Origin of the sequence: Sporomusa malonica (assembly GCF_900176355.1) — a bacterium.
In the GTDB taxonomy this organism is placed as follows: Bacteria; Bacillota; Negativicutes; order Sporomusales; family Sporomusaceae; genus Sporomusa; species Sporomusa malonica.
In genome coordinates this window covers 228,771-241,206 of record NZ_FWXI01000003.1, presented here as the reverse complement: position 1 = coordinate 241,206, position 12,436 = coordinate 228,771, and the positions used below count along the sequence as shown (strand labels likewise).

Annotated in this window: 12 protein-coding genes; 5 read left to right on the top strand and 7 right to left on the bottom strand. The window is 47.0% G+C overall.

The window, feature by feature from the left end; translation table 11 throughout:
- Positions 1-42: 42 nt before the first annotated feature.
- The 4 genes from B9A22_RS04770 to B9A22_RS04755 form a co-directional block, all read right to left on the bottom strand.
- Entirely contained in the window at positions 43-915 is an 873-nt protein-coding gene (locus B9A22_RS04770) for a hypothetical protein (protein WP_084574558.1), read from the bottom strand.
- A gap of 11 nt (positions 916-926) precedes the next feature.
- Complete coding sequence (locus B9A22_RS04765) at positions 927-1,298, bottom strand: response regulator (RefSeq protein ID WP_084574557.1); 372 nt, start codon at positions 1,296-1,298, stop codon at positions 927-929.
- 81 nt (positions 1,299-1,379) lie between these two features.
- Positions 1,380-1,706 carry an STAS domain-containing protein gene (locus B9A22_RS04760; RefSeq protein WP_084574556.1) on the bottom strand — a complete coding sequence of 109 codons (327 nt, stop codon included), beginning with the start codon at positions 1,704-1,706 and terminating at the stop codon, positions 1,380-1,382.
- A gap of 2 nt (positions 1,707-1,708) precedes the next feature.
- Positions 1,709-3,577 carry a methyl-accepting chemotaxis protein gene (locus B9A22_RS04755; protein ID WP_176215398.1) on the bottom strand — a complete coding sequence of 623 codons (1,869 nt, stop codon included), beginning with the start codon at positions 3,575-3,577 and terminating at the stop codon, positions 1,709-1,711.
- A 245-nt stretch (positions 3,578-3,822) separates the two neighbouring features.
- Between B9A22_RS04755 and B9A22_RS04750 the strand changes: the two genes are divergently transcribed.
- A complete protein-coding gene (locus B9A22_RS04750) occupies positions 3,823-5,031 on the top strand; it encodes a divergent polysaccharide deacetylase family protein (protein WP_084574554.1) in 1,209 nt (402 codons plus the stop codon).
- 153 nt (positions 5,032-5,184) lie between these two features.
- Here the strand turns inward: B9A22_RS04750 and B9A22_RS04745 are convergent, their stop codons facing one another.
- The 3 genes from B9A22_RS04745 to B9A22_RS04735 all read right to left on the bottom strand — a co-directional run bounded on the left by B9A22_RS04745 (position 5,185) and on the right by B9A22_RS04735 (position 8,233).
- Positions 5,185-5,952 carry a DUF4130 domain-containing protein gene (locus B9A22_RS04745; RefSeq protein WP_084574553.1) on the bottom strand — a complete coding sequence of 256 codons (768 nt, stop codon included), beginning with the start codon at positions 5,950-5,952 and terminating at the stop codon, positions 5,185-5,187.
- The gene (locus B9A22_RS04740) at positions 5,915-7,141 is read right to left on the bottom strand and encodes a putative DNA modification/repair radical SAM protein (protein ID WP_245823799.1); all 1,227 of its coding nucleotides are present in this window, start codon (positions 7,139-7,141) and stop codon (positions 5,915-5,917) included. The genes B9A22_RS04745 and B9A22_RS04740 overlap by 38 nt, the downstream gene beginning before the upstream one ends.
- A 201-nt stretch (positions 7,142-7,342) precedes the next feature.
- Positions 7,343-8,233, bottom strand: coding sequence for a LysR family transcriptional regulator (locus tag B9A22_RS04735; protein ID WP_084574552.1), 891 nt, complete (start codon positions 8,231-8,233; stop codon positions 7,343-7,345).
- A 148-nt stretch (positions 8,234-8,381) separates the two neighbouring features.
- On the opposite strand from B9A22_RS04735, the gene yedE reads away from it, so the two are divergent.
- From yedE to pcrA, 4 genes are all read left to right on the top strand, one after another.
- Positions 8,382-9,452 carry a YedE family putative selenium transporter gene (gene yedE / locus B9A22_RS04730; protein ID WP_084574551.1) on the top strand — a complete coding sequence of 357 codons (1,071 nt, stop codon included), beginning with the start codon at positions 8,382-8,384 and terminating at the stop codon, positions 9,450-9,452.
- A 6-nt stretch (positions 9,453-9,458) separates the two neighbouring features.
- Positions 9,459-9,665 (top strand): sulfurtransferase TusA family protein, encoded by a 207-nt coding sequence (locus tag B9A22_RS04725; protein ID WP_084574550.1) that lies wholly within the window; start codon positions 9,459-9,461, stop codon positions 9,663-9,665.
- 162 nt (positions 9,666-9,827) lie between these two features.
- Complete coding sequence (locus B9A22_RS04720; protein WP_084574549.1) at positions 9,828-10,064, top strand: putative Se/S carrier protein; 237 nt, start codon at positions 9,828-9,830, stop codon at positions 10,062-10,064.
- A gap of 136 nt (positions 10,065-10,200) precedes the next feature.
- On the top strand, positions 10,201-12,423 hold the full coding sequence (pcrA, locus tag B9A22_RS04715) for a DNA helicase PcrA (RefSeq protein ID WP_084574548.1): 2,223 nt from the start codon (positions 10,201-10,203) through the stop codon (positions 12,421-12,423).
- The last annotated feature ends 13 nt before the right edge of the window (positions 12,424-12,436 follow it).

The following is a 12,436-nucleotide window of genomic DNA, read 5'->3' as shown; positions in this document are numbered from 1 at the left end:
GGCACAAGCCGTGTTTTCTTTATATGCTCTGATTTTGTTAGCTTAGGTGATGGAGAGTACGAGTTCAATAGGGCCGAAGGTGAGGGTAATAGGAATCCGGTAACCACTCACACTATCGGAATAGGTCTGAGCAGTCTGAGGTTTAAGGTCAAGTTCAAAGCCTATATCTGACATATTGATTAAGAAAATACCGTTATGTAGATTCAAAAACTCGGCCACACTGTCTTTCGCCAACTCGTCAACCTGGGTTATTTCTTCCTGGCTAAAACGGGTGGCAAGGTCGATTAGTGCAGAATCTTTTAGCACTAAGGCGGTAGAAAGAGTCCGATCACCAACAGCTTGCTGGGATATTATCCAGCCTTCCGTTTGCTTGGTCAGCGGCAGCGGGCGAGACAGCAGCGGCTGGTCGTTAAGGAAACGGACGATATTTTTCAATAGCAGAGTCACATATTCATAATGCAAACGACCTAAGTCATCTTGGGGAAAGTCGAGGAATAAGGGAACAATTTGGTCAATATCGGCGCTTTGTAATGCCTGTAGTTGTTCCTGTGACAGTTGCGTATCTTGTTTAAAGCTTTCGAGGGCGGCTTCCAACTGGCTTAGTGAGAGGTAGTTTTTATCAATAATAGCTTGATTTAAGCCTAAATGGCGGCTGCTTTGCTGATTAAGCAGGTTGTCAAGCTGCGGTTGGGTGAGGTAGCCTTTACTTAAAGCAATTTCGCCAAACCGTCGATCCATGGTTCGCTGCAGTTCGTGAACTTCTTCAATTTGAGTCGCTGTCATTAGCGATGAGTTGAGCGCCAATACACCAAGTTTTACCCGGGCAGATTGTTCATAAGCCAGTAAATCACAAAGCTGATCGGCTGAGATAATGCCTTTATTGAAAAGATATTGGCCAAAATATTGAGTAAACATGGTTGTCTCCTTTACGATTCAGAATAGCCGACAGCCTTGGCAATCTGGTCTCTGTTATAGGGTTTTTGAATAAAATCAGCTGCGCCGTGCTTGAGCGCCTCCAGTACTTTAGAAGAGGTGCCAGTAGAGGACAGCATGATAACTCTAGCGCCCTTATCAAGCTCTTTAATCTGCTTGAGTGCTTCCAAACCGTCTAATTCAGGCATAACAATATCCATAAAAATTGTGCCAGGTTTATGGTTTTTAAATATTTCTACACATTCGGCACCGTTTTTGGCTTCATACACTTGGCAGTGCATTTCTTCTAGCAAATCACGAAGTTTTTTGCGAACAAGCATTGAATCGTCGCAGATTAATACCTTGGAAGTACAAGCATTCACCATAAAAACTCCTTCAATTAACAAATGTACTCTTAATCATATTCGAAAAATTTTTGGTAAATCCTGCAGATGATGTTTACTTTATTACGCTACTGCATTTTGACAATCAAGGATGGTAAAGGCTTTACTCAGCCGGGTACGGTCAAAGGCTGCTTTAACGGTACCGTGCAGACCGTGAATAATGATATCGCCGCCTTGTTGCAGTGCTCGTTTTTGAATATTGACAAGCATACCTAGCCCGGTTGAATTGATGTTGTTTACATTAGAAAAATCAACTTTAAAGTCGCAGTAGCCGTCAGAAATATATGTTAGCATAGTTTCGCGGACTTGGGCGGCAAGTTCTCCTTGTAGGCTGCCAACAAGATTTACGACAACCTGGCTATTTTCAACAAGAAATTTTTGGTTTTTCATTTTCACGCCTCCAATTTATTTGCATAGTGTTCGGTTCTAAAAAATGCAATGGCAGCTTTTAAATTGGCAGCCATTTTGTTGGTGCCGGTCGAGTTAGCCGCAAGGGAGTCCATGACGGTTGCTGTTTGGTTGGTGGCTGTTGAGACTTCTTCAGCTTGGTGAGCCGTGTTTTCAATAACAGTAGCCAACGAGTCGATTAGGTCAATAATCAGATCAGAATGTGTGACCTCTTCATCAGTGATTGCCAATACTGCCTCAATGTCAGTTACTGTATTATTCACAGCTGAAAAAATATTCTCAAGGGTACTTTGAGCTTGGCTGGCGCTGGCTACGCCGTATTCCACTTCAGATCGGCTGCCTTGCATAGCGTGAGCTGCGGCTGTGGTACTTTCTCTTACCCTTTGGATGAGTGCCGATACTTCAGACGCTCCCTGGGTCGACTGCTCGGCCAGTTTCTTGACTTCTTGTGCTACCACGGCAAAGCCTCGTCCAGCCTCACCAGCTCGGGCGGCTTCGATGGCGGCATTCAAAGAGAGTAAGTTGGTTTGTGAGGCAATACCGGTTATGGTATCGGTGATAGCTCCGATTTTGGCAATATATTGATTGAGTGTGGTCATTAATTCTTCGGTCTCAAGCGTTTTGTCTCTAATATTGCTCATGCAGGCGACTGTATTGGCCACTGTGTCACGGCCTTCCAGGGCAGTGCTTAGGGTTGCTTTGGAGTTGGCGGCTGCTGACGTGGCTTCACGTTTGGCAATATCAACAAGTGAGGAGAGTTCGAGCAGCGACTTAGATACTTCAACAACCGAGGCTGTGCCGACGGCAGCGTCCGCTGCCAGCACAGAGCTGTTACCCGCAACCTCGGTAGTTGTAGTGGATACCTGCTCAACCGAAGCTGCCGTTTCCTCGGAGGCTGCGACTACCTGATCGGCTGACAAGGAGACTGTTTTTACCAGTGAGCGCAGGTTCATGACCATGGAGTTTATCGCTGTGGACAAGCGGCCAATTTCGTCTTTGGTAGTGACTGTAATTGCTGATAACGCCAGGTTACCGGAGGCAACCTGTTCGACACATGTAACCATATTGCGAATTTCTCCAAGCGTTTGGCGCAGGATCAAGAGTGCAAGGGCAATGGCGATGCTTAGCCCTGTAACAATCATGCCCGAAAACAGCATGATCAGCCAATTGTACCGAGTATCAGCGCTTTGATATTCTCTTTTTGCTAACTCGAGTTGAAGCTGGATGAGTTCAGATAGTTTACCAGAGACTGGCTCAATACTTGAGTACAATTCTTCGATCATAAAAGCACTCAAGGCTTTTTTATCCTCTTTTACCATGATATCGGCTGCTTTGGCCAATGCTCCATCAGCAATACCCATAAAACCGTCAATCTGAGCTACCATCTGTTCTTCTTCTGTTGTTGATACATGAGTTTTGTAGGTGTTCCACTGGTCTTTGATAATCTTGGACCCTTCATTAAGCCTGTTTCTGCCTAGTGCCCAGGCCATGTGGCTGTCGCTGACTTTGTGGCAGGTATCTACAACATTTACCGTGAGTGCATCAGACATGAGTTTCAGTTCCTGGAGAGCGATGATCCGGCTTGTGTACATATTCTTAAGAGCATCGTTGGCGGTTTTTATCCCATGTAATCCGACTATACCTATAATAATAGATAACAGCGAAAAAATAGCGACAACAATCAGAAGTTTTGCTCTTAGGCTTAAGCGGCACAACAAAGGTGAAAAGGTTTTTTCCTGGAGTTCTTTTAGCCCCTCAGGCAGCTTTAGCTGACAGCGTAACCTAGCTGGTAATTTAATGTTAAATTTCTTGGGAAGATTGCAACTTGCTGCAATGCGTTTTAATAAGCTCACGCTGTACTCCTTTACGTTCGTATATTTTTTGCATAGGGACATTTTTTGCTATTGCTATAAAATGTTAGTCTTTGGCAAGGGATTATCCTTCCATGGCATTTTAAGGTACTGTTAACTTTATGTTAAGTTTCTGTTATTCGTTTGTAAGGAGAGAATCTATAGAATCAAGTAGACATGAGCGGCATTAAAAACATATAATTGTTATGAAAACTCAATGTAGCAAAAAACGCACAAGGAGAACCTCTATGGCTAAAAAAAGCAATAATTTTAAATGGATACTGGCGTTGGTGGCTATTTTTGCAGCAATTATCTTTTATCAAACAGGTCATCCACCAGAAAAATCTCCAGCACAGCCTGGACCTGGCTATAATATGGAGAAAACAGGCGCCGGGGTGGTGCTTGACTTCACAGAAACTGCCCGGAAAATTCACGCTGCTGTTGACACCGGGTTAACAAATACCAAATTGACGCCCAAAGAGGTCAAGGAAAGCACGCGGGAGGTGCCGCGCAAAGGGATTGAAGGTGTCATCCGCTGGCATACCCGGAGTCTGTCTATTGTGCTCCCGGAGAATACAGCTCCGGAAGCATTGGAGCAGTCGCTAGCCCCGCTTGTTGGCAAAGCAGGCGGCAAGGTAATCGGTATTGAACCTGATCAGTATAACGGAGTGTCGGCAGTGCGGATTGATATCGGCATTAAAGACATCTTAAACAGCGAACCGCTTACGCTAGTGACTGACCGGATATATATTGTTAAAGATAAGGGCGCACTGCCGCCTAAGCCGAAGGTTGAAAGTAAACCTGGTGATATGGCCATAGTGATTGACGATTTTGGTTATACCAGGGAACCCATTGCCGGGTATGTTGATATGGGACGGCCGATTACGTTTGCGGTGCTGCCATATCGCCAGTATAGTAACGAGGCGGCATCAAAGGCACTGAGCGCCGGTCATTTAGTTATGCTGCACCTGCCGCTTGAGCCGCTGTCAGCTGCCGAAGAGGTTGAGCCGACAGTCATTACTGTGAATATGACTGATGAAGAGATTAAGCAGACGGTGGAAAAGGCCATTGCTTCGGTGCCTGGTGTCAAAGGGGTCAATAATCACCAGGGTTCTAAGGCCACTGCTGACAGGCGGGTTATGAAAACCGTACTTGGTGTTATCAAATCCAATAATCTGTTTTTTGTTGACAGTCGTACCAACGGCAAAACAGTAGCCGCGGAAGTGTCCAGACAGTTGGGGCTGAGGACCGGTGAAAACGAGCTGTTTATAGATAACAGCCCTGACGTAGACCTAATAAAAAAACAACTGCGCAAGGCAGTTGATATGGCACATAAAAACGGCAGCGTAACAGTCATTGGCCATGCCCGGCCTAATACTGTCATCGCTGTGCGGGAAATGATACCTGAAATCGAAGCAGCTGGTATCCGGCTGGTTTATGTAAATCAACTGCTTTGATAAAGAAAACACGGCTTGCGCCGAGCCTTAGCGAAAGCGGAAGCCGATGTTGCCCTTATCCAGGAGAAAGTTATACTTTCTATCAGGATAAAGCTGAAAAGAAACCCCGCTAATGAAGGCGCCTGTTAGGCAATTCTTCATTAGCGGGGTGTTCTATTTGGAAGCCTCGTTTTTCAGTATTTTACCTTCGGCCAGCCAATCCCAGTATTTTTTGGGGATGGCATGTTGCGCCAGTTTAATGTTTTTGCGGGTAGCAATATATTGGGATTGATAGTAGGTTTCCCAGGCAGCGGCAAAATCCCGGTCTTCAATATAAGGAAGATAAGCTGCTGCAGGCAATTCGGCTATGACCCCATCCTTCAGCATGAGTGCAGTGTCATCAAGAATCAAGACTAAGCAGGTATTGGGATAACGTGAAACAAATTTTTTTAAGATAAGGTCAGCTGTTTGATGAAAGAGTTTAGGCCTAGCGACCAGTGTGTTGTTTGGGGCTGGAGTGAACCGGATAAAGCCTAACATTTTATGGACTTCATGTGAGACTACCTTTGCCCGGGAAATAAATATGCGGCTAATGTCACCGATACCGCAGAAACAATAAGAGTGACCATAGCGAAGGGCTTGTTCAGCAGCGGCAAAGACAACAGCTGCTCTGTCTGACGCTTGATAGCGCAGGTTGGCGGCCACAAGACGCGCCAATGTTTGCCCCGGACTGCCTAGCAGCCAGGTTACATCAAGGCCGCAGGTATCTGAGAGTTGGTTAGTCAGCGTGGCCAAGGACACCGTGTCGGCGTTATGAATAGCGGTATCCTTGAACAAGCCGAGACTATCCTGCTCGCCGTGAAAGCACGGCAAGTCATTATGTATTTGAGCCAGCAGTGCGGCTTTAATGATCGGCCATGGCGCCGGTGAGCAGATGATCACGGGAGTCCCCCCATAAACTTAATTGTGTATAATTTTGCCGGTTGGGTTTGGCAAGCTTACTGCGGTCGCCATAAAAGCGGCCATCAATGGTGATAAAAGATAACGCCCGTTTAAGTACCAGGCCGGCGTTCTTTAACTCTGCCGGTTGTGTCAGACGGTGCTCGCGTCGTACCCGGACAATCTTGGCAGCTGATCGCGGGCCAAGGCCGGGAACCTTGAGCAGGTCGTTAAACGAGGCCTTGTTTATTTCAAGCGGAAACAATTCAGGGTGCTTGAGTGCATAGGCAAGCTTGGGGTCAAGTTCCAGGTCAAGGTTGCCATTTAGTTCAAATGCTAAATCGCTATAAGTAAAACCATATAGGCGGAGTAAAAAATCTGATTGGTATAAACGGTTTTCCCTGATGAGCGGCGTCTGGCCGATCGCGGCGAGCGGCGTGCCGTCCACCGGCTGAAAGGCGCTAAAATAGGCCCGTTTCAAGTTATATTGGCCATACAGTTTGGTCACAGATTGCAAAATGTCGCGGTCTGCCTCCTGGGCAGCCCCAACAATATATTGGGTCGAGTGACTGACTCCTGGCTGTTCTTTCAAGTGATTACGTATTTTAGCCATGCCGTCAAGGATTTCGCCATCAAAGCTTTTGGTGCGGCTAAGCTTAGCTAAATGAGCAGCACTGGGGGCTTCCATATTTAGCGATACCCTGTTTGCGAAACGAATAGCGGCTGCAACATCGCCGCCAGAGGCACCAGGTAGAATCTTGAGGTGAATATATCCGCCAAACTTATAGCGGCTGCGGAGAATCTCGGCTACTTTGAGTATTTCGCTCATGGTATGACCGGTGGAATGGGTGACGCCTGAGCTTAAGAACAGCCCTTCCACATAATTGCGGCGGTAAAAATCCATGAATAATCCGGCTAACTCGTCGGCAGCAAACTTAGCGCGGGCGACATCACGCCCTGCGCGGTTGGGACAATAGGCGCAGTCCTTCTCACAATAGTTGGTTAACAGCACTTTGAACAGAGAAATACAGCGCCCGTCAGGGGTGAATGAATGGCAGACACCACTGGGGGACGCCGCACCAATATCCCATTTTCCACTCTTTTGCACCTTAGAAGCTGTTGAGGCACATACGTCATATTTGGCCCCTTCGCCTAATATTTTTAGTTTGTCTAACGTTGCCAGAGTCTTCACAGTATTCACCACCGCCACGTACGAGGATTTATATACAATTATACAATAAGAACAAATGTTTTGCAAACATTTGTTCTGGGTGAATTATTACTGACAATAGAGAATTAAGCCGCCTGTCTTCGCTAGACGGGCGGCCCGGGATTGCGAAGACAGGCGGCAACTTGCAGCTATGTATATGGAATGGCGGCGGTCGCAATCAGGTTACAGAGGCTGTTGCTGCCCAATTAGATAGCTCCAGAAAAGTTCCAGGCAGGCCGGAAGCAACGGCTGACGGCTAATGGCGTAAAATTGCCGCTCAATCACAGGTTCAGGCAGAGGCAGAGCAATGAGCTGACCAGATTTAAGCTCGCCCTCGACTGCCCATTCTGAGATAAAGCCGACCCCGATCTTACTCATAATGGCTGCCTTAACAGCCTGATTGCTGCCTGCTTCCATAACGACACTAAGATGGTCAGTGTCAATACCAAATCGGCTTAGCGCATTTAGGGCTGAGCTTGCTGTACCTGACGATTTCTTTCGTAAAATAAAGGGTAAAGTAAGCAACCAGTCCTTTGACGTGTAGTCAGCCGTTTCAAAATCAGGGTGGGCGGCAAGTATCAGTTTATCAGTCCATAACGGCTGGCTAGTAAGGCTGTCATCTGGCTTAGTGCCGATTACGGCAATGGGAAATTCGCCATGATTGAACTTCTCTAGGATAGTATGACTGTCTCCTGTCACCAGGGATATAGTCAGGCCGGTATGTTTTTTTAGAAAATTGGCCAGCAGTGGCGGCAAAATATAATCAGCCGGAATTGTGCTGGCGCCAAGCAGTATCCGTCCAGCTGAACCCTGCGCCATGGCCTGGATTTCTTTATGGGTATCAGTAATTAGGCCGTTTATTGTTCTGGTAGTCTCATACAGCTTGTCACCGTATATTGTTAAGGAAACACCTTTGGAGGTCCGTTTAAACAGCGGGCATCCAAAATTTTTTTCGAGGTTGTCAATGTGGAAAGAAACGGTTGGCTGCGTAAGTTCCAATTTCTTTGCGGCAGCTGAAAAACTGCCTTCTTCAGCAACATAGAGAAATACGGTTAAGGATTGTATATAAGACATGCGATCACCTCAGATAATTAGTGCTATATAGCTAATTAATTCGCAGAGTAAGGTTAATTTTCCTGTTAAAGCCTGGCAAAGCAGGAATATTATTGTTTATATATAATATTTATTTATGTACTGAAAATATTTTCTATGAGGTGATGGGATGAACTGGTTAATCATTGCCACAGGGGTGGTGTTCGGACTCGGAGCGGTTCTTCTGGTCAAGTTTGGCAATCCGGGCAATTACGGTTTTTGCGCTGCTTGCCAACTGCGGGATATTGCGGGTGCATTAGGAATTCACAGCACGGCTACCCTACAATATGCAAGGCCTGAAATTATCGGCTTTGTGCTGGGGTCTTTCGGTTTGGCCCGTGTTAGTGGTGAGTTTAGGCCACGCGGCGGTTCCAATCCGGCCTTACGGTTCGTGTTGGGAATAGCGATGATGCTTGGGGCCTTGGTATTTCTAGGCTGTCCGCTGCGGGCGATCTTACGGGTAGCCGGTGGTGACCTGAATGGCATCACTGCGTTAGTCGGCTTTATTGCCGGAATTGGAGCCGGCGTGATGTTTTTGAAACGCGGCTTCAACCTGGGGCGAGCCCATGCATATACTGGGGGAGTCAAGGTGAGCGGTTATTTGGCTGCTGCTGCCGCGCTGGTACTTTTGATTGGCGTCAGCATGGGGACTGGTTTCCTGAACTTTAGTGCCAAAGGGCCAGGTTCGATGCATGCTCCAATCATTATCAGCTTAATTGCCGGTCTGGCAGGTGGAGCCTTGGCTTGGCGTACCCGCATGTGCCTTAGCGGCGGCTTCCGCGATTTTATGCTGGTAGGTGATACATCTCTGCTTAAAATCTATGGAATTATGTTTTTAGCGGCACTGGCAGGCAACCTGTATTTTGGTTTCTTTAAATTAGGTTTTGAGAATCAGCCACTGGGTCATACCATGCATATCTGGAATTTTCTTGGCCTGTTCCTGACTGGTCTGGCAGCTACGTTGGCTGGCGGCTGTCCGCTTCGCCAGCTGATTATGGCCGGAGAAGGCAGTACTGATGCTATGTTTTGTGTATTAGGCATGTTAGCCGGGGCCGGTGTGGCGCACAATCTTAATGCGGCTGGTTCGGCGGCTGGTGTTGGCATTAATGGGCAGATTGCCGTGATAGCGGGTATCGTCATTATCGCTGTCCTTGGTTATGTATGCAGAGAAAAACTTGTGCCAATAAGCAAAGGAGTTTGATAAATAGTGGCGAATGTTGTAGATGTACGAGGTTTAAGCTGTCCGATCCCGCTGATTAAGACCAAAGAGGCGATGGCTGCTGCAACTGCTGTCAGTGTTTTGGTTGACGAACCATCAGCGAAAGAGAATATTATTAAATTTGCCAAAGCGCAGAACTTCCAGGTTGAATGTGTAGCGGCAGATGGGGAATATACTATTAACATATCCAAATAGCGTTAAAGTAGACTTAGCTTCAGATGGGGTTTTAACCCCATCTGAAGGTTAGTCGCCCAACTTCCAGGGAAGCCTCCTAAACTCCCACTTGTAGAAGAGGGAGTCTTAGAGCGGGTTAGTCATCGGATAACATACTATGCCGGTTTTACGAAAGGGTTGTATATGGTCAGTTGTGTAATTACATTTCCCTCAGTCTATCACGCCTTCCGGGCAAAAAAGATATTAAAAGAGCAGGGTATTATTGCTGAACTTGTACCGGTGCCCCGCGAATTAAGCGCCTCTTGTGAGGGCTTAGCTGCCCAGGTTGCTGAACAGGATGTCGACAAGGCAGTTGAGGTACTAGGGGCCAAAGGAATTGCTATGCTGCAAAAGGGTGTCAAGCTGATGCAAGCCTATTAATAGCATGAGAAATGGTCTACCGCGATCTAGAGTCTGCACCGGCAGGCTCTATTTTTTTCTTCAAGCTTCGACAGGAAAAGAGGAATATGTGGAGAAAATATATATGTTTAACCCTACTTAACATTAGGAGGAACCTATGCACAACATTTTTGACCGCCTGAATCCGGCTCAGCAGGAGGCTGTCGCCCATACAAATGGGCCGCTTTTAATTATGGCAGGTGCTGGCTCAGGCAAAACCAAGGTACTGACCAGCCGGATTGCCAACCTGTTGGCACAGGGAGTGGCGCCTTATAATATTCTCGCCATTACGTTTACTAACAAGGCAGCCGCCGAAATGAAAGAGCGGGTAACCGCCATTGTCGGCTTGGCTGCAAAAGATATTTGGCTTAGCACCTTTCACGCTTTTTGTGCCAAATTTCTGCGGATGGAAATTGAAAACTTGGGTGGTTATACCCGGAATTTTGTTATCTATGACTCCAGCGATTCCCAGACGCTTATCAAGAACTGTGTGAAAGAGCTTAATCTGGATGACAAGCAGTTTACGCCAAACGGGGTTCAATCGACCATCTCCAATGCAAAAAATGCACTGCAGGATGTCCGGGAGTTTACGGCACAAGCGGACAATTTTTATAACCTTAAAGTAGCTGAAGTGTACAAGCTGTATCAGAACAAGCTGAAAGTACATAATGCCCTGGACTTTGATGACCTGCTGATGTTGTCAGTTGAGCTGCTGGAATATAATGCCATGGTTCGGGAAAAATATCAGAATAAGTTTCACTATATTTTGATTGACGAATACCAGGATACCAACCGCGCCCAATATCTCCTGGCCCGGACACTGGCTGCCAAGTGCCGGAATCTTTGCGTGGTAGGCGATATTGACCAGAGTATTTATGGTTGGCGGGGCGCCGATATCCAAAACATCCTGGACTTTGAGAGTGATTATCCGGATGCCAAGGTCATCAAACTTGAGCAAAACTACCGTTCGACACAGACCATCCTGGATGCGGCCAATGCCGTGATCGAAAACAACGGTAACCGTAAGCCAAAGGCACTGTGGACAGATAATACAGCCGGTGATGCAATAACTCATTATCTGGCTGTTGATGAGCGGGATGAGGCCCGCTATATCGCTGATAATATCATCAAACTCAATACCGTTTACCGCACTCCGTATAAAGATATCGCTATTTTATACCGTACCAATGCGCAATCAAGGGTGCTTGAAGAAGGCTTAAGAAATGCAGCAATAACCTATACCATGGTAGGCGGCCTCAGGTTCTATGACCGTAAGGAAATAAAAGACATCATGGCCTACCTCAAGGTAATCTTCAACCCTGCCGACGCCATCAGTTTGCTCCGCATTATTAACGTACCGCGCCGCGGCATTGGTGACACTACTATTAGACGCCTGTCCGAATATGCGGCCGAAAACAATGTGCCGCTGTTTGACGCAGTATCGAATCCGGATTTGGTGCCAGGGCTTACCGCCCGTGCCAAAAATCAACTGGAATCGCTGGCAGAGATCATCTTTACCCTCATGGCCTCTCAGAATACACTATCTGTCGCCGATTTGGTGGATAAAGTCATGCGCGATTCAGGGTATTTAGCTGAGCTTGAAGCTGATGATGACCCACAGTCTGAGACCAGGATTGAAAACCTGAAAGAACTCAAAAGTGATGCCAAAAAGTTTACTGAGAACGAAGAAGAAAACACGTTCGAAAACTTCTTAGCCCATGTGGCACTGCTGACAGATAGCGACAAGTCTGAAGAGAGTGACGACCAGGTTACACTAATGACACTGCATTCAGCCAAAGGACTGGAGTTTCCCATCGTGTTCCTGGCAGGCCTTGAGGAAGGGATCTTTCCCCATGTCCGAACCCTGATGGATGAACGGGAAGTGGAAGAAGAGCGCCGGTTATGCTATGTCGGTATTACCCGGGCTGAGCGCAAGCTCTATATATCAAACGCCAGACAGCGCATGATTTATGGTAATACAGTAAGCTATTCACCGTCCCGCTTTTTGGATGAAATCCCACCTGAACTTATTGAGCGATATGCGCTTAAGCGCCCCAGCTATTTATCGCCAGTACAAAACCGTCCGGCAGCTGCAACGGCCCTGCCGCCGCGGGCTGTGCCCAAACCCGAACTGACCATTCTCAAAACCCCAGTTCAAAATCCCACTAAGCCGAATAATACCGATTGGAAGGCTGGCGAAAAGGTTTATCACGCGAAGTGGGGTACAGGCACTATTGTTGCTGTGACCGGCACTGGTGACAATATGCAGCTTAGCATCGCCTTTCCATCTGAAGGCATAAAAAAATTGATGGCCCAGCTGGCACCAATTAGCAGAGTCTAATATACTCTTTTCG

Excerpts from the sequence above, each read along its gene's own strand:
- B9A22_RS04770 (WP_084574558.1), bottom strand. The coding sequence starts at position 915 with ATGTTTACTCAATATTTTGGCCAATATCTTTTCAATAAAGGCATTATC.
- B9A22_RS04765 (WP_084574557.1), bottom strand. The coding sequence starts at position 1,298 with ATGGTGAATGCTTGTACTTCCAAGGTATTAATCTGCGACGATTCAATG.
- B9A22_RS04760 (WP_084574556.1), bottom strand. The coding sequence starts at position 1,706 with ATGAAAAACCAAAAATTTCTTGTTGAAAATAGCCAGGTTGTCGTAAAT.
- B9A22_RS04750 (WP_084574554.1), top strand. The coding sequence starts at position 3,823 with ATGGCTAAAAAAAGCAATAATTTTAAATGGATACTGGCGTTGGTGGCT.
- B9A22_RS04735 (WP_084574552.1), bottom strand. The coding sequence starts at position 8,233 with ATGTCTTATATACAATCCTTAACCGTATTTCTCTATGTTGCTGAAGAA.
- yedE (WP_084574551.1), top strand. The coding sequence starts at position 8,382 with ATGAACTGGTTAATCATTGCCACAGGGGTGGTGTTCGGACTCGGAGCG.
- B9A22_RS04720 (WP_084574549.1), top strand. The coding sequence starts at position 9,828 with ATGGTCAGTTGTGTAATTACATTTCCCTCAGTCTATCACGCCTTCCGG.
- pcrA (WP_084574548.1), top strand. The coding sequence starts at position 10,201 with ATGCACAACATTTTTGACCGCCTGAATCCGGCTCAGCAGGAGGCTGTC.